Below are 21,497 nucleotides of genomic sequence, written 5' to 3'. Positions count from 1 at the left end.
AGCAGGCTCGCTCCCACAAGGGATCTGGAGGGAGGCATGAACCATGGCTGACTCGATCTCGCTGAAAAAACTGGTCACCCGCCTGCTCGGGGTGGTGGTGGCGATGTTTGTCTTCGGCTTTGCCCTGGTGCCGATCTACGACGTGATGTGCAAGGCCTTCGGCATCAACGGCAAGACCGGTGGGCAGTACGAGGGTCAGCAAGTGGTCGACACTTCTCGCCAGATCCGTGTGCAGTTTCTCTCGACCAACACCGCCGACATGCCGTGGGACTTCTACCCCAAGCATGACGAACTCACCGCCAACCCCGGCGCGGTCAACGAGATGATCTTCATCGCGCGCAACCCCACCGACAAACCGATGAGTGCGCAAGCCGTGCCGAGCATCGCGCCGAGCAATGCGGCGGCGTATTTCCACAAGACCGAATGCTTTTGCTTTACCCAGCAGGTGCTGCAGCCCGGTCAGCAGATCGAAATGCCGGTGCGCTTCATTGTTGACCGCGACATGCCCAAGGATGTGAAGCACCTGACGCTGTCCTACACGCTGTTCGATATCACCGCCCGACATCCGCCGGTGGCTGTAAACACTGGCGGTTGAGCGTGCCCGATAAGGAGAACAATAAATGGCAACTCATGAGCACTATTTCGTTCCGGCCCAGAGCAAATGGCCGATCATCGCGACCTTCGGCATGGCCATCACCGTGTACGGCCTCGCTACCTGGTTCAACGATCTGAAGGCGGCGCGCCCGGAATCCCACGGCCCGTACATCTTTTTCGTCGGTGGCCTGTTGCTGGCGTACATGCTGTTCGGCTGGTTCGGTACGGTGATCAAGGAAAGCCGCGCGGGCCTTTACAGTGCGCAACTGGATCGCTCGTTTCGCTGGGGCATGAGTTGGTTCATCTTCTCCGAGGTGATGTTCTTCATCGCCTTCTTCGGCGCGCTATTTTACGTGCGGCACGTCTCCGGACCGGCGCTCGGCGGTGAAGGCACCAAGGGCATCGCGCACATGCTCTGGCCAAACTTCCAGTTCACCTGGCCGCTGCTGCACACGCCGGACCCGAAATTGTTCCCACCACCGAAAGAAGTCATCAGCCCGTGGGGCCTGCCGCTGATCAATACGATTCTGCTGGTCAGCTCCAGTGTGACCATCACCATCGCCCACCATGCCCTGAAAAAAGGTCATCGCGGCGCGCTGAAAATCTGGCTGGCGATCACCGTGCTGCTCGGTTGCGCGTTTCTTGGTTTCCAGGCTGAGGAATACATGCACGCCTATCACGAACTGGGCCTGACCCTCGGTTCGGGCATTTATGGCGCGACGTTCTTCATGCTCACCGGTTTCCACGGCGCCCACGTGACCATCGGCACGATCATTCTGTTCGTAATGCTGATGCGCATCATGAAGGGCCATTTCGACAACGAACATCAGTTCGGTTTCGAAGCGGCGAGCTGGTATTGGCACTTCGTCGACGTGGTGTGGATCGGCCTGTTTATCTTCGTTTACGTGCTCTGAGGACCAGAGTTACCAAGGCGCATGCGACACCAGTTGGCCGCTGTAAAAGCCCCAGGCGATCAAGCCGACGGTGACTGCGGCCAATGCCACCCGAACACTCAAGGCGATGACCAGGCGATTGGAACTGCTGTCGTCCTTGACCAGGAAAAACAGGCCGCTGAACAGGCTGATCACCGTGGCAATCAGCATCAGGACGATGGCTGTTTTGAGCATGGGAAGAACTCCGGGGGACAGGCGATGCAGTTGAGTATAGCGATCGCGACGACTGACTTTTTGGCGCAGCCATGAAGCGCTTTCGTCCGGGCGTGATTCCGACCGTGGTGGTGGCGCTTTTGCTGCCGCTGCTGGTGTCGCTGGGCTTCTGGCAACTGAGCCGGGGCGCTGAGAAAACCGCCCTGCTCGCCAGTTACGCCGAACGCCGCGCCGCCGAACCAATGGCCAGCAGCGAGTTGCTGAGCAGCGCCGACCTGGCGTATCGCCGCGTGCATCTGCACGGCCAGTTCGATGCCGCGCACAGCTTGCTGCTGGATAACCGTCAGCGTAACGGCAAGGTCGGTGTCGAGCTGCTGCAACCGTTTCAGGATCAACGCACTGGCATGTGGCTGCTGGTCAATCGCGGCTGGTTGCCGTGGCCGGATCGCCGCGTGCCGCCGCAATTCACCACGCCAACAGAAGCTTTGAATGTCGATGCCTGGGTCTACGTCGCCCCCGGCGCGACCTTCCAGTTGCACGCCGACCCTGCCAGCAGCACCTGGCCGCAAACCATCACCGCCGTCGAGCCGGCCAAGCTGTGGAAAACCCTCGACCGCGACGGCTTCGCCTATGAATTACGCGCCGAACCCGGCCCGGCCAGCTACGAGGCCGATTGGCCGGTGGTCGCCATGGGCCCGGAAAAACACCTCGGTTACGCCGTGCAGTGGTTCGCCATGGCCACCGCCCTGCTCGGCCTCTACGTCTATTTGGGCTTGCACAACGCAAAGGAGAAACACCATGGGAACGGCCATGAATCCACCCAGCATGTCTGAGGCGAAACCTGCCGCCACCCGCCGTCGCGGGCGCATTCAATTGCTGCTGATTGTGCTCGGCGTGATCGGCCCGATGGTGCTCGCCACCGGCATGTACAAATTGCAGTTCTGGGTACCGGAGGGTCGCAGCTATCACGGCGAACTGATTGGCAACGGCCAGACCCGCGCCGACCTCGGCGTGCAAGCCGACGAGGAGCGCTGGCAGATCCTGGTCACCGCGCCGAAGGATTGCGCGGTGGATTGCCAGCAACTGGTGTATCTGGCGCGGCAGATCCAGATCGGCCTCGGTCGCGACGCCGGCCGCGCCAGCCATGCACTCGCTGCTGCGCAACCGGTGAGCGCCGATTACGACGCCAAACTGACCCGCGAATATCCACAGCTGCAACGTTATCCGCTGGACGCTACGACGTTCAGCAAAACCACGGGCGACAAGGCCACGCCGCAACTATGGATCATCGACCCTCACGGCAACCTCGTGCTGCGCTACGAGCCGAATGTGAAAGGCAAGGATCTGCTCAACGACCTGCGTCACCTGCTGAAACTGTCGAACATCGGATAAGGGCATCGTCATGGCCAAACCTGGATTTCGCCTCGCGCTGTTTGCCACCCTGCTGGCACTGATTGTGGTGCTGCTCGGCGCCTACACGCGCCTGACCCACGCCGGCCTCGGTTGTCCGGACTGGCCGGGCTGCTACGGCTTTATCAGCGTGCCGAAAAGCGAAGCCCAACTGGCCCATGCCGAACTGCATTACCCCGACTCGCCGGTGGAGGCGCACAAGGGCTGGAACGAGATGATCCACCGCTACTTCGCCGGCACCCTCGGCCTGCTGATTTCGATTCTGGCCGGGCGCGCGTGGGTCAACCGTCGTCATCCGGGGCAACCGTTGAAGCTACCGCTGTTTCTGCTGGCGGTGGTGTTTGCCCAAGCGGCGTTCGGCATGTGGACGGTGACGCTCAAGCTTTGGCCGCAGGTGGTCACCGGGCATTTGCTCGGCGGGTTTGCGACCTTGAGTCTGCTGTTTTTGCTGACGTTGCGATTGTCCGGAGTGTTGCCGGCGCTGACCGTGCCCAAGCGTCTGCAGTATTGGGCGACGGCGGGATTGTTGCTGGTGATTGGCCAGATCGCGCTGGGTGGCTGGGTCAGTTCCAACTACGCGGCGGTGGCCTGCATCGACTTCCCGACCTGCCACGGGCAATGGCTGCCGCCGGCGGATTTCGCCAATGGCTTTCACCTGACCCAACACATCGGCCCGAATTATCTGGGCGGACAACTCGACAGCGATGCACGCACGGCGATTCACCTGACTCACCGTATCGGCGCGCTGCTGGTGACATTGGTTTTGCTCGGTCTGGCCTGGCAATTGAAAGTGGTCGGCATGACTCGCTTGGCCGGTCTGGTGCTGATTGCCCTCGCGGCGCAGATCAGCCTCGGCATCAGCAACGTGCTGTTCCATCTGCCGCTGCCGGTGGCGGTCGCGCATAACGCTGGCGGTGCGGCGCTGTTGCTGACCATGGTGCTGGTCAATTACCACGCGCGCACCAGTCTGGTTCGGGTCAAACAACCGGTGCTCGCGCGCTGGCGCCTGAGCCCGCGCAAACACTCCGCCGCGCCCATCACTATCAAAGGAGAAACGCCGTGGCGATTCTGATTGGCGAGCGCCCGCATCAGGCGATCTGGCGTGATTATCTGGAACTGACCAAACCGAAAGTCGTGGTGCTGATGCTGATCACCTCGCTGGTCGGCATGTTCCTCGCGACCCGTGCCGGGGTGCCGTGGACGGTGCTGGTGTTCGGCAATCTGGGGATTGCGTTGTGTGCCGGCGGCGCGGCGGCGGTCAATCATGTGGTGGATCGGCGCATTGATGCGGTGATGGCGCGCACGCATAAACGGCCGCTCGCTGAAGGTCGGGTTTCACCGGCGGCAGCGCTGACCTTTGCGTTGGTGTTGGCCCTGCTCGGCCAGGCCCTGTTGCTGACCTTCACCAATCCGCTGACCGCTTGGCTGACCTTGGCCTCACTGCTCGGTTATGCGGTGATCTACACCGGTTTCCTCAAACGCGCGACGCCGCAGAACATCGTCATCGGTGGCCTCGCCGGCGCCGCACCGCCGCTGCTCGGCTGGACCGCCGCCACCGGCCACGTCAGCGCCGAACCGTTGTTGCTGGTGCTGATCATCTTCGCCTGGACGCCGCCGCACTTCTGGGCGCTGGCGATTCATCGCAAGGAGGAATACGCCAAGGCCGACATCCCGATGCTGCCGGTCACCCACGGCGAGCACTACACCAAGGTCCATATTCTGCTGTACACGTTTGCGCTGCTGGCGGTGAGTCTGTTGCCGTACGTGATTCACATGAGCGGCATGCTCTACCTGATTTGCGCACTCGCCCTCGGTGCAAGGTTTCTGCAATGGGCCGTGGTGCTGTACCGTGGCACTCGGCCGCACGCGGCGATCAACACCTTCAAGTACTCTATTTGGTACTTGTTCCTGCTGTTCATCGCCCTGCTCGTAGACCACTACTTACTGTTGAACCTATGACTCGAACCCAGAAAACCGTCTTCATCCTCGTCGCCGTGATCGCGCTGATCCTCGGCCTGACCGTCAACAAAGTGCTGAGCGGCAAGGGCCAGGGCGACCCCACTGCGCTGATCGACGCCGGCATCATTCTGCTGCCGCAGAGCCGTAATTTGCCGGACGTGACGATGACCGATCAGGACGGCAAACCGGTGGCGATCAATGAGCTCAAAGGTAAGTGGAGTCTGCTGTTTTTTGGCTACACCTTCTGCCCGGACATCTGCCCGACCACCCTCGCCCAGTTGCGGCAGATCAAGAGTGAACTGCCCAAGGACGCTGTGGACAAGTTGCAGATCGTGCTGGTCAGCGTCGACCCGAACCGCGATAACCCCAAGCAGTTGAAGCAGTATCTGGGTTACTTCGATCCGCAGTTTGTTGGCCTGACGCCGACTTCGATTGAAGAGCTGCAGAAGGTCGCGAACGCGGTGAGTATTCCGTTTATTCCGGCGGATACGAGCAAGCCGAATTACACCGTCGACCATAGCGGCAATCTCGCGGTGATTGGCCCGGACGGGACGCAGCGTGGGTTTATTCGGGCGCCGTTGAACAACGTCAAATTGGTTGCGCAGCTGCCGGTCATGCTTAACCGCAAATAAGAAAACCGCCAATCCCTTGTAGGAGTGAGCCTGCTCGCGATGACGTCGGCACATCCAATATTGATGTGACAGCTATACCGCAATCGCGAGCAGGCTCACTCCTACAGGGTCGGTATTTCAAACAAAAAAAGGGGACGCTCATGGCGCCCCCTTTTTCTTTGATCGTTCCCACGCTCTGCGTGGGAATGCAGCAAGGGACGCTCTGCGTCCCAGCGAACGCGGAGCGTCCGGGGATGCATGCCCACGCGGAGCATGGGCACGATCAAGCCGAAAGAGCGATCAGAACGCCGGCAATACTGCGCCTTTGTACTTCTCGGTAATGAATTGCTTCACTTCCGGGCTGTGCAGCGCAGCAGCGAGTTTCTTCATCGCGTCGCTGTCCTTGTTGTCCGCGCGGGACACGAGGATGTTCACGTACGGCGAGTCGTTACCTTCGATCACCAGCGCATCCTTGGACGGATCGAGCTTGGCTTCCAGCGCGTAGTTGGTGTTGATCAGCGCCAGATCGACCTGGGTCAGCACGCGCGGGATGGTCGCGGCTTCCAGTTCACGGATTTTCAGGTCTTTCGGGTTGGTCGCGATGTCTTTGACGGTCGACAGGATGTTGGTCGGATCCTTCAGCGTGATCACGCCAGCCTTCGCCAGCAGCAACAGCGCACGGCCGCCGTTGGTGGCGTCGTTCGGGATCACCACGTTGGCGCCGCTTGGCAGATCCTTCAGATCCTTGAGCTTGCTCGAGTAAGCGCCCAGCGGCTCCAGATGCACACCGGTCACGGCGACCAGGCTGGTGCCCTTGGCCTTGTTGAACTCATCGAGGTACGGCTGGTGCTGGAAGAAGTTGGCGTCCAGACGCTTTTCCGCGACCTGTACGTTCGGCTGAATGTAGTCGGTGAAGACCTTGACCTTCAGATCCACACCTTCTTTGGCCAGCGCCGGCTTCACGAACTCGAGGATTTCTGCGTGCGGCACCGGAGTGGCGGCAACGGTCAGGGTTTCGGCGTGGGCCGAGAATGCTGCAACGGCAGCAAAAGCAGCGATCAGTTTTTTCATTCAGCTAACTCCTTATGAGGCGCCCGTCTGGCGCCTGCCAGCGAATGGCCGGCTCATCTGTTCAATACAAAACTGCTTATTTGCGCGAGAAATGCACGACCAGTCGATCACCGACCATCTGCAGCACTTGCACCAGAATCAACAGCAACACCACGGTGACGATCATCACGTCAGTCTGGAAACGCTGGTAACCGAAACGGATGGCCAGGTCACCCAGACCACCGGCACCGACTACACCGGCCATCGCCGTGTAGGACACCAGTGTAATCGCCGTCACCGTAATCGCCGCGAAGATGCCCGGGCGGGCTTCCGGCAGCAAGGCGTTCATGATGATCTGCCGCGTGGTCGCGCCCATCGACTGGGTCGCTTCGATGATGCCGCGATCGACTTCACGCAGCGCGGTTTCCACCAGACGCGCGAAGAACGGTGTGGCACCGACGACCAACGGCGGAATCGCACCGGCCACGCCCAGCGACGTGCCGGTGATCAGCACGGTGAACGGGATCATCACGATCAACAGAATAATGAACGGCAGCGAACGCAGGATGTTCACCGCCAGCGACATGAATGCGTAGAGGCCACGGTTTTCCAGCAACTGACGCGGGCTGCAGAGGAACAACAACACGCCCAGCGGCAGGCCGAGCAGCACGGTGAACAGCAGCGAACCGCCAAGCATCAGCATGGTGTCGCCGGTGGCCAGCCAGATTTCGTACCAGTCGATATTGGTGAAGAAACTGATCAGGTCTTCCATTAGCGCAATACCTCCATGTGAACGTCAGCGGCGGTGAAGCGGGCGAAGGCCGCTTCCATGTCGCCACCGGTGACGGCGAGGGTCAATTGCCCGTACGGAATGTCTTTGATGCGGTCGATGCGACCGGCGAGGATGCTGTAGTCGACGCCGGTTTCCCGGGCGACAGTACCGAGCAGCGGCGCGTAGGTCGCTTCGCCTTGGAAGGTCAGACGCACGATACGACCCGGCACGTGCGCGAAGTCATCACGCTGCTCGCTTTCGTCGATCTGCTCGCTTTCCTGAACGAAACGCTTGGTGGTCGGGTGCTGCGGATGCAGGAACACATCGGCCACCGAACCTTGCTCGACGATCACGCCGGCATCCATCACCGCCACCTGATCGCAGACGCGACGGATGACATCCATCTCGTGGGTGATCAGGACGATGGTCAGTTTCAGCTCGCGGTTGATCTCGGCCAGCAATTGCAGGACCGACGCGGTGGTCTGCGGGTCAAGGGCACTGGTGGCCTCGTCGCACAGCAGAATTTTTGGCTTGGTCGCCAGGGCGCGGGCGATGCCGACGCGCTGTTTCTGACCGCCGGACAATTGCGCCGGATACTTCTTGGCGTGGTCGGACAGACCGACCCGCGCCAGCAACTCGGCCACACGCTTGTCGATCTCGCTGCCCGACAGTTCGCCGGCCAGGGTCAGCGGCAACGCAACGTTGTCGGCCACAGTCTTGGAGGCGAGCAGGTTGAAGTGCTGGAAGATCATCCCGACTTGCTGGCGGAAACGGCGCAGGCCGTTGGCGTCCAGCGCGGTGACTTCTTCGCCGTCGACGATGATCTTGCCGCCGCTGGAGTTCTCCAGGCGATTGATCAGACGCAGCAGGGTACTTTTGCCCGCGCCGGAATGGCCGATGAGGCCGAACACCTGCCCGTTCTCGATGGCGAGACTGGTCGGGTGCAGCGCGGGAATGTCCTTACCGGCGACGCGGTAAGTCTTGTGGACGTTTTGAAACTCGATCACGTAGCGAACCTTGTGGGGCGCGTTAGAAAAGGATCAGCGGTTAGCCGGGCGCGCATTTTAGCCTGTCCGTATAGAGGTTCTTAGCATTTATTTCGCAATTAACCTTCGATTTGGCAATAACAAGATCAAAGGTCATAAAAAAGGAACGCCCCAAGTGCCTCATCAGTCACTAAGTAAGCGACTTGAAAACCCTGGGTGCCGTGCCCGGGAACCACTCAAGAGTCCCCGGCAAACCACGGGGTCAACCGAGGAGTTTACGACTGATGAGCAAGAAGCCTACGACCGACAAAAGCCAGATGGCCGGTACCGATACCCCGGATCGCGCCAACACCAACGCCAAACTCGACAGCCTGGAAAAGTTTCGCTCCGACGCCACCGGCCAGGCGCTGCGCACCAACCAGGGCGTGAAGATCGCCGACAACCAGAACACCCTCAAGGCCGGCCCGCGTGGGCCGTCGCTGCTGGAAGACTTCATCATGCGCGAAAAGATCACGCATTTTGACCATGAGCGGATCCCGGAACGTATCGTCCACGCACGCGGCACCGGGGCGCATGGCTTCTTTCAGGCCTACGAGAACCATTCGGCGCTGACCAAGGCTGGTTTCCTACAGGATCCGGGGAAAAAGACCCCGGTGTTTGTGCGCTTTTCCACGGTGCAGGGGCCGCGTGGTTCCGGCGACACCGTGCGTGACGTACGCGGTTTCGCGGTGAAGTTCTTCACCGATGAAGGCAACTTCGACCTGGTCGGCAACAACATGCCAGTGTTTTTCATTCAGGACGCGATCAAGTTTCCCGACTTCGTTCACGCGGTGAAACCCGAACCGCACAATGAAATCCCGACTGGCGGTTCGGCGCACGATACGTTCTGGGACTTCGTTTCATTGGTGCCGGAATCGGCGCACATGGTCATCTGGGCAATGTCCGACCGGGCGATCCCGAAAAGCCTGCGCAGTATGCAGGGCTTTGGCGTCCACACCTTCCGCCTGATCAATGCAGAGGGCAAATCGCGCTTCGTCAAATTCCACTGGCGCCCCACTGCCGGCACTTGCTCGCTGGTCTGGGACGAGGCGCAGAAGCTCGCCGGTAAAGACACCGACTACCACCGTCGCGACCTTTGGGAAGCGATCGAGATGGGCGACTATCCGGAATGGGAGCTGGGTGTACAGATCATCGAGGAGGAAAACGAGCACGACTTCGATTTCGACATCCTCGACCCGACCAAGCTGATTCCCGAAGAAATAGTGCCGATCACACCGCTCGGCAAGATGACGCTGAACCGTAACCCGGACAACTTCTTCGCCGAGACCGAGCAGGTCGCGTTCTGCCCTGGCCACATCGTGCCGGGCATCGACTTCTCCAACGACCCGCTGCTGCAAGGTCGGCTGTTTTCCTACACCGATACGCAAATCAGCCGACTCGGTGGGCCGAACTTTCATGAGTTGCCGATCAACCGCCCGGTGGCGCCGTTCCACAACGGTCAGCGCGATGCGCAGCACCGCACGGTGATCGACAAGGGCCGCGCCTCCTATGAGCCAAACTCGATTGATGGCGGCTGGCCGAAAGAAACGCCACCAGCCGCGCAGGACGGTGGTTTCGAAAGTTATCCAGAGCGCATCGATGCCAACAAGATCCGTCAGCGCAGTGAGTCGTTCAGCGATCACTTCTCCCAGGCGACGTTGTTCTTCAACAGCATGAGCGATCACGAGAAGGAGCACATCATTGCCGCTTACAGCTTCGAGCTGGGCAAGGTTGAGCGCGAGTTCATCCGTGCGCGGGAGGTGAACGAGATTCTCGCCAACATCGATCTGGAACTGGCCAAGCGCGTGGCGGCTAATCTAGGTCTGCCTGCACCTACCAAAGGCACGGTGGATGCGCGCAAGGTGTCTTTCGATCACTCGCCATCATTGAGCCAGGCTAATTTGCTGCCAGAAAACATCAAAACCCGAAAAGTGGCGATTCTTGCTGCCAACGGCGTCGATGGTGCGGCGATTGATGCAATGAAGAAGGCATTGGCCGCTGAGGGTGCGCATGCCAAGTTGCTCGGCCCGACTTCGGCGCCGGTGAAGACCGCTGACGGCAAAATGTTGCCAGTGGATGCTTCGATGGAAGGCATGCCATCAGTGATCTTCGACGCGGTGTTCGTGCCGGGTGGCGCGGCGTCGGTCAAGGCGTTGAGCGGCGACGGCGTGGCGTTGCATTACCTGCTGGAGGCGTACAAGCATTTGAAGGCGATTGCGTTGCAGGGTGATGCCAAGCAACTGCAGGATCTGCTGAAGCTGGAAGCGGATGCTGGATTGCTGCAGGGCAAGGATGTACCGGCGCTGACCAAGCCGTTTTTTGCGGCGATCGGGCAGCATCGGGTTTGGGCGCGGGAGCCTAAGGCGAAAGCCATTCCAGCTTAAAATCTCCGGTATTAGAAAGACCGCTTTCGCGAGCAGGCTCGCTCCCACATTGGCTTTGTGTCGTTCACGAATCCAGTGTGGGAGCGAGCCTGCTCGCGAAGCTTTTTAGGGTTTACGCGGGCTCAGAACCATCTGCGCAGGCACGGTGCGCACGGTCTGCTTCACAATCTTCAGATCAAAATCCGGATTCAATTTCTTGACCCGCTTGGTCAGCAACGTCGCCAACCACGGATAGTCATTCGTGCGTGGCGCCTGAATGGTCACCCCACACTCATAATTCACCACATCAGCGGCGATCGCATCCAGTTGTCGGCGAAGTTTGCGGCTATCAGTGATATTCAGCGCGACTGTGGTGCTCTCGGCAGTCGGATCGATCACCTTGGCTTTCGGCTTCGCTTCGGCTGCCAACAGCGCCGCTTCAGCCTTTTCCAGCTCAGCCTTGCGCGCTTCAGTGATGGCACCATTCACGCCACCGGTCAGCGCCGGCGCTTTCGGCATCAGCGCACGAGCACGGCTCAGCGCCGTGGCGGCAGCATTCACATCACCCTTCTGCAGCACGATCTGGCTGCGACGCAGATACGCTTCGGCAAGCTGCCGCTGGTATTGCTCAAGGGATTGATCGTTGGGGGTTTCTTTCTGCAAAGCGGCCAACTGGTCTTCGGCAGTGGCCAGTTCGCTGCTGGCTAGGCTTTGCTCCAGCTGTGCGATGGCCGTAGCCCGCGCATCGGGGACTTCAGCCACCGGCGGCGTACTTTGGCAGGCGCCCAGCAGCACTGAAAATGCGACAAGGAGCAGATAACGGGAGGCGAACGGCTTCATTCCTGCGACTCTCTATTTGCGCAAAAAGCGGCCAAGTCTACACCCCGCGGCGGGGCAGAACAAAACTCAGCAGAAACAGTGCGGCCGCCGTCACAACGATTGACGGCCCGGCCGGGGTGTCCTTGAACCACGACAACGCCAGCCCGCCACACACCGCGAGCATGCCCAGCAGGCTCGCGCCCAGTGCCATCTGCTCCGGCGAGCGGGCGTGACGCTGTGCCGCAGCCGCCGGAATGATCAACAGCGACGTAATCAGCAACACACCGACGATTTTCATCGCCACCGCGATCACCACCGCAATCAACAGCATCAGCGCCATGCGCAGGCCCGCGACCGGCAGGCCTTCGACCTTGGCCAACTCTTCGTGCACGGTAATCGCCAGCAACGGCCGCCACAGCGTCACCAGCAACACCAGCACCGCCGCACTGCCGCCGAGGATCCACGCCAGATCGGTCGGGCTGATCGCCAGCAGGTCGCCGAACAGATAGGCCATCAGGTCGATCCGCACTTCATGCATGAAGCTTAGTACCACCAGGCCGAGAGAGAGCGTGCTCGGTGCGAGAATTCCCAACAGCGTGTCGGACGCCAGCGGTTGGCGCTGTTGCAGCGTGACCAGCAGCACCGCCAGCAACAGACAGCCTACGGTGACCGCGACGGTCGGGCTGACATCCAGCAAAAAGCCCAGCGCCACGCCGAGCAGTGCGGCGTGGGACAAGGTATCGCCGAAATAGGCCATGCGCCGCCAGACCACGAACGAACCCAGCGGACCTGCAACGATCGCCAACGCCAGACCTGCAAGCAGGGCATACAACAGAAAATCAGCCATGCTTGCAGTTGTCTCCGTGAACGTGGGGTTGACCCGTTACCGGCCCTTTGACGACGGAGCCGTGCAGGTCGTGAGCGTGGTCGTGATGGTGGTGATAGACCGCCAGGCTCTGTGCGTTCTTGCCGAACAACTCGACAAACGCCGGATCACCGCTGACCTGCTCGGGATGCCCGGAGCAGCAGACGTGACGGTTGAGGCAGACCACCTGATCGGTGGTGCTCATCACCAGATGCAAATCGTGGGACACCATCAACACACCGCAACCATGGCGATCGCGCAGACGGGTGATCAGGCTGTACAGCTCGGCCTGGCCGGCAACGTCGACGCCTTGTACCGGCTCATCGAGCACCAGCAGTTCCGGTTCACGCAGCAGCGCCCGCGCGAGCAGCACACGCTGCATTTCACCGCCGGAAACGCTTTGCACCGGGCTGTCGATGACGTGCTCGGCGCCAACTTCTTTCAATGCGGCCAGCGCACGCGGACGATCAACGCCCGGCACCAGACGCAGAAAGCGCAGCACCGACAGCGGCAAGGTCGGATCGACGTGAAGTTTTTGCGGCATGTAGCCGACGCGCAGCTTCGGCTTGCGCCAGACGCTGCCGCTGTCTGGTTTCAACAGCCCGAGCACGGCGCGCACCAGCGTGGTCTTGCCGGCGCCGTTGGGACCGATCAGGGTGACGATCTGCCCCGGCTCGACACTCAGCTCGATGTTGTCCAGCACGGTCTGCCCGGCAAATGTGACGGCGACCTGCTCCAGACGGATCAGCGCATTGCTCATCAAGCCCCCTGGCAACCGGAGCACAGGCCGACGACTTCGACGGTCTGCGCTTCGACAATGAAACCAACGTCTTTGGCGCTGTTGATGATCGCGTCGCTGATCACTTTTTGTTCAAGCTCGATGGCGGCGTGGCAATCGCGGCAGATCAGGAATTGGCCCTGATGCGCGTGTTCCGGATGCACGCAGCCGACAAAGGCGTTGAGCGAGGAGATGCGGTGCACCAGGCCGTTTTCCAGAAGGAAATCCAGCGCACGGTACACGGTCGGCGGCGCGGCGCGGCGGCCGTCCTGCTCGCTCAACACGGCAAGAATGTCGTAGGCGCCCAGCGGTTTGTGGCTCTGCCACACCAATTCCAGCACCCGGCGGCGCAACGCGGTCAGGCGCAAGCCTTTCTGGGCACACAAGGTATCGGCCTCGGACAAAGCGCTGTGCACGCAATGTGAGTGGTCGTGGGGACGGCTGGCAATCGGTGTAATAGGCATGGGCGGCGACGAGTTTTGATAGAGACGTTATTATGTTACCCGTTCTCGCCTCCTTGAGTGGTCATCGTGTCCCGACTTTTTTCTGTTTTTGTGGCTTTTGTCGCCAGTTTCCTGCTGATCGGTTCGGCTCAGGCCGAGGTCAAAGTCCTCACCAGCATCAAACCGTTGCAGCTGATTGCAGCGGCCGTGCAGGACGGCGTGGCGATTCCCGAAGTGCTGCTGCCGCCGGGCGCGTCGCCACACAATTACGCCCTGCGCCCATCCGACGTACGGAAGGTGCAATCGGTGGATCTGCTCTACTGGATCGGCCCGGACATGGAAGGTTTCCTGCCGCGCGTGCTGAGCAGTCGTACGCTGCCGAGCGTCGCGGTGCAGGATTTGCCGGGGATGAAGCTGCGGCGTTTTGCTGAGGACAGCCACTCCCACGCCGAAGACGCCGACGAGCATGATCACGATCATCGTCCGGGCACACTGGATGCACATTTGTGGCTATCGCCGGTCAACGCGCGGGTGATTGCCGACAAAATGGCCGCAGACCTCAGCGCCGCCGACCCGGCTAACGCCGAGCGTTATCAGAGCAATGCCAAAACATTCGACGAGCGTCTGGACGCGCTGGATCAGCGTTTGAAGAAGCGTCTGGCCAGTGTTGAAGGCAAGCCGTACTTCGTCTTTCACGAGGCGTTTGATTACTTTGAAGAAGCCTATGGCCTGAAGCATGCCGGCGTGTTCAGCGTAGCTGCCGAAGTGCAGCCGGGCGCGCAGCATGTCGCGGCGATGCGCAAGCGTTTGCAGGAAGTGGGCAAGACTTGTGTGTTCAGTGAGCCGCCATTGCGGCCGCGTCTGGCGGAGACGCTGGTGGCGGGTTTGCCGGTGAAACTGGCTGAGCTGGATGCGTTGGGCGGGTACACCCCGGCGACGGCTCAGGGCTATGAGCAGGTGCTGGAGAAGTTGGGCAATGATTTGGCCGGGTGCCTGGAATCTCTGTAGCCCCATAGAAAAAGATCGCAGCCTTCGGCAGCTACAGGGTCTACATCAATCCCATGTAGGAGCTGCCGAAGGCTGCGATCTTTTGATCTTAAAGGGCGAAAGGCAACGGTGTGTGAACCTGCTGCCGCTGCGCCAAGCGCTGCTCAAACTCCTGCGGATCGTGAATCAACACGTCCTGCCCGGCGAACTGCTCCGCCGCGATCAACCGCGACAGCCAGAACCGCACACACGCCACGCGCAGCATGGTCGGCCACAACTCAGCCTCCGCCGCCGTAAACGGTCGCAACGCCGCATAGGCGCCGAGAAACGCGCGGGCACGTGGGCCATCGATCAAACCTTCCTCGTCCGAACACCAGTCGTTCAAGGCAATCGCCACGTCGTACAGCATCGGCCCTGAGCAGGCGTTGTAGAAGTCGATCAGCCCGGTCAGGTGCGTGCCTTCGAACATCGCGTTGTCGCGAAACAGATCCGCATGAATGTTCGCCCGAGGCAGCGCAAGAATCTTGTCTTTGCGCTCGGTGATTTCATCCAGCGCCTTCTGCAGCAAAGCACGCGGCTCATCACTCAGGTGCGAGAGAAATTCCGTGCCCTCCTCCAGCATCCAGTCGAGGCCACGATCGGTCTTGCGCTTGATCATGCGCTCGCCCTGGGTCGCCAGGTGCAGATGGGCCTGCAACTCGCCGACCTGCGCGCAATGCTGGGCATTGGCGACCTTGATGTGCTTGCCGGAGAGGCGCGGCTGCAGCAGAGCCGGCTTGCCTTTCAGCTCACGCAACGCCACGCCGTCGGTGGTGCGCAGTGCGTAAGGCACCGGCAAGTCGGCTTCATGCAACACGTCGAGCAGGTCGATGAAGAACGGCATCTCCTGCACCGGGCCGCGCTCGACCAGAGTCAGGACGAATTCGCCCTGCTCCAGGCTGATAAAGAAATTGGTGTTTTCGCTGCCGGCGGCGATCCCCTGGAAATCAAGCAGACGGCCAAGCCCGTAAGGGGCGAGAAAGGTTTCCAGCTCGGGCCGAGCCAGGGGAGTGAACACAGACATGGTTAAAAACTGCTCAGTTCAGGCGTCGCGGTCAGGCGACGCCGATTAAAAGTCGGGAAACTTACTTCCAGGTAAAGATTTCCCACGACGGAATCAGCATATCCGGCTGGTCGGAGCGAATGTAGTTCGCGTCCGTGCCATCGGCGCGCACCAGGAAATACGGTTTGCCACCCTTTGGCGTGACCTTGATCGCATAGACGAAGCCACTGCGACTGTATTCCTGGATGACCTTGTCGCCTTCCGTGTGCGTGTTGATCGTAACTTCCGGCTCCGAGGCAGGCGCATCATCCGCCGCCATCGCGGCCATAGGTGAGACAGCAATCAGACCGACCAGCAGCAAGCGATTTAACGTACGCATGATAACCTTGTCCCTTTGTCGTCAACGGTCCCGCTATTCTAGCGCCGGACCCGCCGAAAAGGTTGATCCTGCTCATGAGCCAAGCCCCCCTCGTCCTGGTGGACGGTTCGTCTTACCTGTACCGCGCGTTTCACGCATTGCCACCACTGACCACCTCCAAAGGCCTGCCGACCGGTGCGGTCAAAGGCGTGCTGAACATGCTCAAGAGTCTGCGCAAGCAGTACCCGGACAGCCCGTTCGCCGTGGTGTTCGACGCCAAGGGTGGGACATTTCGCGATGAGATGTACGCCGAATACAAAGCCAATCGCCCAAGCATGCCCGACGACATGCGCGTGCAGATCGAGCCGCTGCACCAGAGCGTGATCGCCCTCGGTTTCCCGCTGCTGTGCGTGGAAGGCGTCGAGGCCGACGACGTCATCGGCACCCTCGCCCGCAGCAGCGCGGCGGCGGATCGCCCGGTGGTTATCTCCACCGGCGACAAGGACATGGCGCAACTGGTCGACGGCCACATTACCTTGGTCAACACCATGTCCGGTAGCTCGATGGACGTGGAGGGCGTGAAGGAGAAATTCGGCGTCGCACCGGAGCAGATCATCGATTATCTGGCGCTGATGGGCGATTCGTCCGACAACATTCCGGGCGTTCCGGGCATCGGCCCGAAAACTGCCTCCGGCCTGTTGGTCGGGGTCAACGGTGGCCTTACCGAGCTGTACGCCAATCTCGACATCGTCCCGACCCTGCCGATTCGCGGCGCGAAAACCCTGCCGGCCAAGCTCGAAGAGCACAAGGAGATGGCGTTCCTCTCCTATCAACTGGCGACCATCAAAGTCGACGTGCCGCTGGACGTCGAACTCGACGACCTGCAAATGGGCGCGGAAGACCCGGCCAAGCTCTACGAGTTGTACTCGCTGCTCGAATTCAAAAGCTGGATCAATGATCTGGATCGCGACGCCAAACGTCTGGAACTGAGCGCAGCCACCGAGCCTGCGCCGGCCGGCGATCTGTTCAGCGCGCCAGCAGAAGAAGCGCCCGCCGCTCCCGCTGAGGCTGCCTACGAAACCATCCTCGATCAGGCACGTTTCGACGTCTGGCTGGAAAAACTCAATAACGCCAAGCTGTTCGCCTTCGACACCGAAACCACCGGCATCGACGCACAGCAGGCGCAACTGGTCGGTCTATCGTTCGCCGTGCAGGCCAACGAAGCCGCGTACATTCCGCTGACCCACTCCTACATCGGCGTGCCGGAGCAGCTGGATCGCGACACCGTACTGCGCGCACTCAAGCCGATTCTCGAAGACCCGAGCAAACTCAAGGTCGGCCAGCACGCCAAGTTCGACATGAATATTCTGGCCAACTGCGCCATCGGTGGCGACCAGAACAACGGCATCACCGTGCGCGGCATCGCCTTCGACACGATGCTTGAGTCCTACGTGCTCAACTCTACCGCCACCCGCCACGACATGGACAGCCTCGCGCAGAAGTACCTGGATCACACCACCGTGAGTTTCCAGGACATAGCCGGCAAAGGCGCCAAGCAGCTGACCTTCGACCAGATCGCTTTGGAACAAGCCGGCCCGTACGCCGCCGAAGACGCCGACATCACCCTGCGTCTGCACCAGACCTTGTTCGAAAAACTCAGCGCCATTCCGAGCCTGGCCAGCGTGCTGACTGACATCGAAATCCCGCTGGTGCCGGTGCTGGCGCGTATCGAACGCCAAGGCGCGTTTGTCGACGCTGAGCTGCTCGGCATCCAGAGCATCGAGTTGGGCAACAAAATGGTCGCGCTGGAGCGCGAAGCGTTCGAGATCGCCGGGGAAGAATTCAATCTTGGCTCGCCGAAGCAACTGGGCGTGATTCTCTACGAGAAACTCGGCCTGCCAGTGCTGAAGAAGACCGCCAAAGGTCAGCCGTCCACTGCTGAAGAAGTGTTGGCGAAACTCGCCGAAGACGATCACCGCTTGCCGAAAGTGCTGATGGAGCACCGTTCGATGAGCAAGCTGAAAAGCACCTACACCGATCGCCTGCCGGAGCAGATCAACCCGCGCACCGGGCGTATTCACACCTCGTATCATCAGGCTGTGGCGTCGACCGGTCGCTTGTCCTCCAGCGATCCGAACCTGCAGAACATCCCGGTGCGTACCGCTGAAGGCCGGCGCATCCGTCAGGCCTTCGTCGCGCCGAAAGGCTACAAACTGCTGGCGGCGGACTATTCGCAGATCGAGCTGCGGATCATGGCGCACCTGTCCAAGGACGAAGGCCTGATGAACGCCTTCCGCAACAATCTGGACGTGCATACCGCGACCGCAGCCGAAGTGTTCAAGGTCGAGCTCAACGAAGTGACCTCCGACCAGCGCCGTGGCGCCAAGGCGATCAACTTCGGCCTGATCTACGGCATGGGCGCGCAGAAGCTCGGCAAAGACATCGGCGTCGACACCAAGACCGCCAAGGCTTACATCGACACCTACTTCGCCCGCTATCCGGGGGTTCGCGAATACATGGAGCGCACCCGCACGCAGGCGGCGGATCAGGGTTATGTCGAGACGTTCTTCGGTCGTCGCCTGTATCTGCCGGAGATCAACTCGAACAAGCCGCAGGAACGCGCCGCCGCCGAGCGCACGGCGATCAACGCGCCGATGCAAGGCACGGCTGCGGACATCATCAAGAAAGCCATGGTCGCGGTGGATAACTGGCTGGCGACGTCCGGGCTGGACGCCAAAGTCATCCTGCAGGTGCACGATGAACTGGTGCTGGAGGTTCGCGAGGATCTGGTCGACCAGGTCAGCGCCGAGATTCGCGTGCACATGAGCGAAGCGGCGAAGCTGGATGTACCGCTGCTGGTCGAAGTGGGTGTAGGCAACAATTGGGATGAGGCTCACTGAGCCTTTTGAACACGGTTTGCCGCGACCTGTTGTCGCGGCAACGCCGGTAAAACCTGCTTATTTCGAAAAGCGCTTGGGATTATTCCAAAGCTTTTTGAAAAAAATCTGAACTAATCTGGAAGGACACTACTCAGAGATACTGAATGGCTGGTGAAGCCCTTCGATGCTCCTATGTTGTGTTAAGTGTTGGCAGATATCTGAACCCCGCCCTAGCGGTTCGGAACTTAAACCCCGGAATTTCTCCCTCCCCAATGAAATCCGGGGCTTTTTTTGCCCAAAAATCGGCTGTAGCGCGGCCATGCTGCGTTAAAGGCGCTACTCAAAATGCTCATTTAGGTCCCCTAAACTCCGCTTTTGAGCATCACCTTTGCCTTGCCTGACCACACTACAACCAATTTTTCCCAATCCCGACTTACTCGGCTGCCGCCTCGGCGCCTTTGTCTGCCAGTTCCATCCAGCCGGCCAGTACAGTGTAGGCCTCTTCCAGGCCCATGCGTTTTGGCGCCGAGAACAGCTGGATGGTGACCAGGTCGCCCCAACCCTTGCGGATTTCCGACTGCACTTTGAGCAGGGTGTTCTTGGCTGCGCCGTAGGTGAGCTTGTCGGCCTTGGTCAGCAGGATGTGCATCGGCATGCCGGCCGCAACGGCCCAGTCGAGCATCAGCAAGTCGAAGTCGGTCATTGGATGACGGATGTCCATCATCAAAATCAAACCCTTCAAACTCTCACGGCCACCGAGGTAAGCCTCAAGGTGACGCTGCCAGTGCATCTTCAGCGGGATCGGTACTTTTGCGTAACCGTAGCCCGGCAGGTCGACCAGACGACGATCTTCGTCTAGCTTGAAGAAGTTCAACAGCTGTGTGCGACCCGGGGTTTTCGAGGTACGCGCCAGGCTGGCGTGAGTCAGGGTGTTCAGTGCGCTGGATTTGCCGGCGTTGGAACGACCGGCAAACGCCACTTCGAAGCCTTCGTCGTCAGGGCATTGATCGACTTTGGCGGCACTGAGCATGAACGTGGACTGTTGGCACAGGCCGAGGATGGGATTCTTGAGTTGCATGGGATTTCCGATGTGGGCGGCGCCGGGATTGGGCGCGGAACGCGGTGTCGCTTCCGTTTCAGTGACGCCAGTATATAATGCCGCAGATTTTGTGTGTGCTTTGTCCCAGCGTAGGATGAAGTTCACGAGAGCGACAGACCTTGATTGCGCATTAGAACGCAGAACGCTCTCAACCCTGAAAAGGTCGTTTTATGACGAAATGGCTGCTGGCTGCCGGAGTCTTGATGCCGCTTTACAGCGCACAGGCTACACAGGATCCGGAAGCTGTGTACAACCGTGTTTGTGGTGCCTGTCATTCCGGCCAACTACCCATGGCGCCCGAAAGAGGCGATCAGGAAGCTTGGACGCCGAGGTTGGCGAAAGGTATGGGGACGCTGGTGCAACACGTGACCCAGGGTTTCAAGGCGATGCCGCCGCGTGGTTTGTGCATGGACTGCAGTGCCGAGGATTACCAAGCCATCATCCTGTGGATGAGCGAGTAAACCCGGTCCATAACTTAACCCTTAGCCGTAGTTGGATTAGCTGATGAACAAATTGATCGTGAGTCTGCTGTTGACCGTGGGAATCTCAGGCTTCGCCCATGCTGCCGGTGATGCCGCAGCAGGCCAGGCAAAAGCCGCCGTCTGCGGAGCCTGCCATGGCCCGGACGGCAACAGCATGGCGCCAAACTTTCCGAAACTGGCCGGTCAAGGTGAACGCTACCTGACCAAGCAACTGCACGACATCAAGTCGGGCAAGCGCACCGTTCTGGAAATGACCGGCCTGCTGACCAACCTGAGCGATCAGGACCTGGCCGACATTGCCGCCTACTTTGCCAGCCAGAAAGGCAGCGTCGGCGCCGCCGATCCGAAGATCGTTGCGCGCGGTGAAGCGCTGTTCCGTGGCGGCAACCTCGCCAAGGGCCTGCCAGCCTGCACCGGCTGCCACTCGCCGAACGGCGCCGGCAACGCCGCTGCCGGTTTCCCACACCTGGGTGGCCAACACGCTCAATACATCGCCAAGCAGCTGACCGATTTCCGCAAGGAAGAAGGCGGTCGTACCAACGACGGCGACACCATGACCATGCAGACCATCGCCAAGCGCCTGAGCGACGAAGACATCGCTGCAGTCTCCAGCTACATTCAGGGTTTGCACTAAGCGTGTCGTATCGGGCGTTGAGCGAGGCTGAAGATCAAAAGATCGCAGCCTTCGGCAGCTCCTACAGGGGTGTTGCGTGATTCAATGCAGGAGTTGATATCTCCGGCAATGTTAACGCTCGATTAATCCGTCGCAGCAAGTATAAAAAGGGTGGCTTTGGCCGCCCTTTTTTGTGGCCGCTACCGTTACACTACAGAACTCATGCCCGCCAGGATCTGTCT

The 21,497-nt window shown here is 60.3% G+C and carries 23 protein-coding genes; 12 read left to right on the top strand and 11 right to left on the bottom strand.

Going from position 1 to position 21,497, the window contains the following annotated elements; all coding sequences use genetic code 11:
* Positions 1 to 43: 43 nt before the first annotated feature.
* The gene (locus AC5SEM_RS26450) at positions 44 to 595 is read left to right on the top strand and encodes a cytochrome c oxidase assembly protein (protein WP_495471609.1); all 552 of its coding nucleotides are present in this window, start codon (positions 44 to 46) and stop codon (positions 593 to 595) included.
* A 25-nt stretch (positions 596 to 620) separates the two neighbouring features.
* Positions 621 to 1,508, top strand: a complete 888-nt coding sequence (locus tag AC5SEM_RS26445) for a cytochrome c oxidase subunit 3 (protein WP_495471608.1) — start codon at positions 621 to 623, stop codon at positions 1,506 to 1,508.
* Positions 1,509 to 1,517: 9 nt separating this feature from the next.
* Here the strand turns inward: AC5SEM_RS26445 and AC5SEM_RS26440 are convergent, their stop codons facing one another.
* Entirely contained in the window at positions 1,518 to 1,721 is a 204-nt protein-coding gene (locus tag AC5SEM_RS26440) for a twin transmembrane helix small protein (RefSeq protein ID WP_127925322.1), read from the bottom strand.
* A gap of 71 nt (positions 1,722 to 1,792) precedes the next feature.
* On the opposite strand from AC5SEM_RS26440, the gene AC5SEM_RS26435 reads away from it, so the two are divergent.
* Genes AC5SEM_RS26435 through AC5SEM_RS26415 form a run of 5 tightly spaced genes read left to right on the top strand, consistent with a single transcriptional unit; the run spans position 1,793 to position 5,701 of the window.
* Positions 1,793 to 2,533 carry an SURF1 family protein gene (locus tag AC5SEM_RS26435; protein ID WP_495471607.1) on the top strand — a complete coding sequence of 247 codons (741 nt, stop codon included), beginning with the start codon at positions 1,793 to 1,795 and terminating at the stop codon, positions 2,531 to 2,533.
* Complete coding sequence (locus AC5SEM_RS26430; protein WP_495471606.1) at positions 2,499 to 3,092, top strand: PA_0111/PP_0108 family redox-active disulfide protein; 594 nt, start codon at positions 2,499 to 2,501, stop codon at positions 3,090 to 3,092. Before AC5SEM_RS26435 ends, AC5SEM_RS26430 begins: the two co-directional genes overlap by 35 nt.
* Positions 3,093 to 3,102: 10 nt before the next feature.
* Positions 3,103 to 4,182 (top strand): COX15/CtaA family protein, encoded by a 1,080-nt coding sequence (locus tag AC5SEM_RS26425; protein ID WP_116028648.1) that lies wholly within the window; start codon positions 3,103 to 3,105, stop codon positions 4,180 to 4,182.
* On the top strand, positions 4,170 to 5,069 hold the full coding sequence (cyoE, locus tag AC5SEM_RS26420) for a heme o synthase (protein WP_077575206.1): 900 nt from the start codon (positions 4,170 to 4,172) through the stop codon (positions 5,067 to 5,069). Before AC5SEM_RS26425 ends, cyoE begins: the two co-directional genes overlap by 13 nt.
* Positions 5,066 to 5,701, top strand: coding sequence for an SCO family protein (locus AC5SEM_RS26415; protein ID WP_034152246.1), 636 nt, complete (start codon positions 5,066 to 5,068; stop codon positions 5,699 to 5,701). The genes cyoE and AC5SEM_RS26415 overlap by 4 nt, the downstream gene beginning before the upstream one ends.
* Before the next feature lie 279 nt (positions 5,702 to 5,980).
* Here the strand turns inward: AC5SEM_RS26415 and AC5SEM_RS26410 are convergent, their stop codons facing one another.
* The 3 genes from AC5SEM_RS26410 to AC5SEM_RS26400 all read right to left on the bottom strand — a co-directional run bounded on the left by AC5SEM_RS26410 (position 5,981) and on the right by AC5SEM_RS26400 (position 8,509).
* On the bottom strand, positions 5,981 to 6,751 hold the full coding sequence (locus tag AC5SEM_RS26410; protein ID WP_476336397.1) for a MetQ/NlpA family ABC transporter substrate-binding protein: 771 nt from the start codon (positions 6,749 to 6,751) through the stop codon (positions 5,981 to 5,983).
* Between the two features lie 76 nt (positions 6,752 to 6,827).
* Positions 6,828 to 7,502, bottom strand: coding sequence for a methionine ABC transporter permease (locus AC5SEM_RS26405; RefSeq protein ID WP_016986455.1), 675 nt, complete (start codon positions 7,500 to 7,502; stop codon positions 6,828 to 6,830).
* The gene (locus tag AC5SEM_RS26400) at positions 7,502 to 8,509 is read right to left on the bottom strand and encodes a methionine ABC transporter ATP-binding protein (protein WP_127925315.1); all 1,008 of its coding nucleotides are present in this window, start codon (positions 8,507 to 8,509) and stop codon (positions 7,502 to 7,504) included. Before AC5SEM_RS26400 ends, AC5SEM_RS26405 begins: the two co-directional genes overlap by 1 nt.
* Before the next feature lie 260 nt (positions 8,510 to 8,769).
* On the opposite strand from AC5SEM_RS26400, the gene katE reads away from it, so the two are divergent.
* Complete coding sequence (katE, locus tag AC5SEM_RS26395; RefSeq protein ID WP_495473506.1) at positions 8,770 to 10,911, top strand: catalase HPII; 2,142 nt, start codon at positions 8,770 to 8,772, stop codon at positions 10,909 to 10,911.
* A 105-nt stretch (positions 10,912 to 11,016) separates the two neighbouring features.
* Here the strand turns inward: katE and AC5SEM_RS26390 are convergent, their stop codons facing one another.
* From AC5SEM_RS26390 to AC5SEM_RS26375, 4 genes are read right to left on the bottom strand one after another with little or no spacing between them, the layout of a single operon-like run.
* A complete protein-coding gene (locus AC5SEM_RS26390) occupies positions 11,017 to 11,730 on the bottom strand; it encodes a PA5502 family lipoprotein (protein WP_008081221.1) in 714 nt (237 codons plus the stop codon).
* A 37-nt stretch (positions 11,731 to 11,767) separates the two neighbouring features.
* A complete protein-coding gene (znuB, locus tag AC5SEM_RS26385) occupies positions 11,768 to 12,556 on the bottom strand; it encodes a zinc ABC transporter permease subunit ZnuB (protein ID WP_007911758.1) in 789 nt (262 codons plus the stop codon).
* A complete protein-coding gene (gene znuC, locus AC5SEM_RS26380) occupies positions 12,549 to 13,334 on the bottom strand; it encodes a zinc ABC transporter ATP-binding protein ZnuC (RefSeq protein WP_201229598.1) in 786 nt (261 codons plus the stop codon). The genes znuB and znuC overlap by 8 nt, the downstream gene beginning before the upstream one ends.
* Positions 13,334 to 13,816, bottom strand: coding sequence for a Fur family transcriptional regulator (locus AC5SEM_RS26375; RefSeq protein ID WP_007911760.1), 483 nt, complete (start codon positions 13,814 to 13,816; stop codon positions 13,334 to 13,336). The genes znuC and AC5SEM_RS26375 overlap by 1 nt, the downstream gene beginning before the upstream one ends.
* A gap of 66 nt (positions 13,817 to 13,882) precedes the next feature.
* On the opposite strand from AC5SEM_RS26375, the gene AC5SEM_RS26370 reads away from it, so the two are divergent.
* Positions 13,883 to 14,803 (top strand): zinc ABC transporter substrate-binding protein ZnuA, encoded by a 921-nt coding sequence (locus AC5SEM_RS26370; protein ID WP_116028678.1) that lies wholly within the window; start codon positions 13,883 to 13,885, stop codon positions 14,801 to 14,803.
* A gap of 88 nt (positions 14,804 to 14,891) precedes the next feature.
* Here AC5SEM_RS26370 and AC5SEM_RS26365 read toward each other — a convergent pair whose 3' ends face one another.
* Together AC5SEM_RS26365 and AC5SEM_RS26360 are read right to left on the bottom strand one after the other, a co-directional pair.
* Complete coding sequence (locus AC5SEM_RS26365) at positions 14,892 to 15,845, bottom strand: homoserine kinase (RefSeq protein ID WP_495471605.1); 954 nt, start codon at positions 15,843 to 15,845, stop codon at positions 14,892 to 14,894.
* Between the two features lie 61 nt (positions 15,846 to 15,906).
* A complete protein-coding gene (locus AC5SEM_RS26360) occupies positions 15,907 to 16,203 on the bottom strand; it encodes a DUF2782 domain-containing protein (RefSeq protein ID WP_077575200.1) in 297 nt (98 codons plus the stop codon).
* Positions 16,204 to 16,277: 74 nt separating this feature from the next.
* Here AC5SEM_RS26360 and polA point away from each other — a divergent pair, with 74 nt between their 5' ends.
* Positions 16,278 to 19,082 carry a DNA polymerase I gene (gene polA / locus AC5SEM_RS26355; protein ID WP_495471604.1) on the top strand — a complete coding sequence of 935 codons (2,805 nt, stop codon included), beginning with the start codon at positions 16,278 to 16,280 and terminating at the stop codon, positions 19,080 to 19,082.
* A gap of 412 nt (positions 19,083 to 19,494) precedes the next feature.
* Here the strand turns inward: polA and yihA are convergent, their stop codons facing one another.
* On the bottom strand, positions 19,495 to 20,139 hold the full coding sequence (yihA, locus tag AC5SEM_RS26350) for a ribosome biogenesis GTP-binding protein YihA/YsxC (RefSeq protein ID WP_008081236.1): 645 nt from the start codon (positions 20,137 to 20,139) through the stop codon (positions 19,495 to 19,497).
* A 191-nt stretch (positions 20,140 to 20,330) separates the two neighbouring features.
* Between yihA and AC5SEM_RS26345 the strand changes: the two genes are divergently transcribed.
* Complete coding sequence (locus tag AC5SEM_RS26345) at positions 20,331 to 20,621, top strand: c-type cytochrome (protein ID WP_016986444.1); 291 nt, start codon at positions 20,331 to 20,333, stop codon at positions 20,619 to 20,621.
* A 43-nt stretch (positions 20,622 to 20,664) separates the two neighbouring features.
* Entirely contained in the window at positions 20,665 to 21,276 is a 612-nt protein-coding gene (locus tag AC5SEM_RS26340) for a c-type cytochrome (RefSeq protein ID WP_008081240.1), read from the top strand.
* Positions 21,277 to 21,497: the final 221 nt, after the last annotated feature.

The organism is Pseudomonas sp. CH61, from assembly GCF_059429415.1.
Note: the sequence above shows the minus strand (reverse complement) of the source record. Positions and strands in the feature narration are given on the sequence as shown.

Bases quoted from the DNA above. Each gene is read 5' to 3' on its own strand.
- AC5SEM_RS26450 (WP_495471609.1), top strand. From the start codon at position 44: ATGGCTGACTCGATCTCGCTGAAAAAACTGGTCACCCGCCTGCTCGGG.
- AC5SEM_RS26445 (WP_495471608.1), top strand. From the start codon at position 621: ATGGCAACTCATGAGCACTATTTCGTTCCGGCCCAGAGCAAATGGCCG.
- AC5SEM_RS26440 (WP_127925322.1), bottom strand. From the start codon at position 1,721: ATGCTCAAAACAGCCATCGTCCTGATGCTGATTGCCACGGTGATCAGC.
- AC5SEM_RS26435 (WP_495471607.1), top strand. From the start codon at position 1,793: ATGAAGCGCTTTCGTCCGGGCGTGATTCCGACCGTGGTGGTGGCGCTT.
- AC5SEM_RS26430 (WP_495471606.1), top strand. From the start codon at position 2,499: ATGGGAACGGCCATGAATCCACCCAGCATGTCTGAGGCGAAACCTGCC.
- AC5SEM_RS26425 (WP_116028648.1), top strand. From the start codon at position 3,103: ATGGCCAAACCTGGATTTCGCCTCGCGCTGTTTGCCACCCTGCTGGCA.
- AC5SEM_RS26415 (WP_034152246.1), top strand. From the start codon at position 5,066: ATGACTCGAACCCAGAAAACCGTCTTCATCCTCGTCGCCGTGATCGCG.
- AC5SEM_RS26410 (WP_476336397.1), bottom strand. From the start codon at position 6,751: ATGAAAAAACTGATCGCTGCTTTTGCTGCCGTTGCAGCATTCTCGGCC.
- AC5SEM_RS26405 (WP_016986455.1), bottom strand. From the start codon at position 7,502: ATGGAAGACCTGATCAGTTTCTTCACCAATATCGACTGGTACGAAATC.
- AC5SEM_RS26390 (WP_008081221.1), bottom strand. From the start codon at position 11,730: ATGAAGCCGTTCGCCTCCCGTTATCTGCTCCTTGTCGCATTTTCAGTG.
- znuB (WP_007911758.1), bottom strand. From the start codon at position 12,556: ATGGCTGATTTTCTGTTGTATGCCCTGCTTGCAGGTCTGGCGTTGGCG.
- znuC (WP_201229598.1), bottom strand. From the start codon at position 13,334: ATGAGCAATGCGCTGATCCGTCTGGAGCAGGTCGCCGTCACATTTGCC.
- AC5SEM_RS26375 (WP_007911760.1), bottom strand. From the start codon at position 13,816: ATGCCTATTACACCGATTGCCAGCCGTCCCCACGACCACTCACATTGC.
- AC5SEM_RS26365 (WP_495471605.1), bottom strand. From the start codon at position 15,845: ATGTCTGTGTTCACTCCCCTGGCTCGGCCCGAGCTGGAAACCTTTCTC.
- AC5SEM_RS26360 (WP_077575200.1), bottom strand. From the start codon at position 16,203: ATGCGTACGTTAAATCGCTTGCTGCTGGTCGGTCTGATTGCTGTCTCA.
- polA (WP_495471604.1), top strand. From the start codon at position 16,278: ATGAGCCAAGCCCCCCTCGTCCTGGTGGACGGTTCGTCTTACCTGTAC.
- yihA (WP_008081236.1), bottom strand. From the start codon at position 20,139: ATGCAACTCAAGAATCCCATCCTCGGCCTGTGCCAACAGTCCACGTTC.
- AC5SEM_RS26345 (WP_016986444.1), top strand. From the start codon at position 20,331: ATGACGAAATGGCTGCTGGCTGCCGGAGTCTTGATGCCGCTTTACAGC.
- AC5SEM_RS26340 (WP_008081240.1), top strand. From the start codon at position 20,665: ATGAACAAATTGATCGTGAGTCTGCTGTTGACCGTGGGAATCTCAGGC.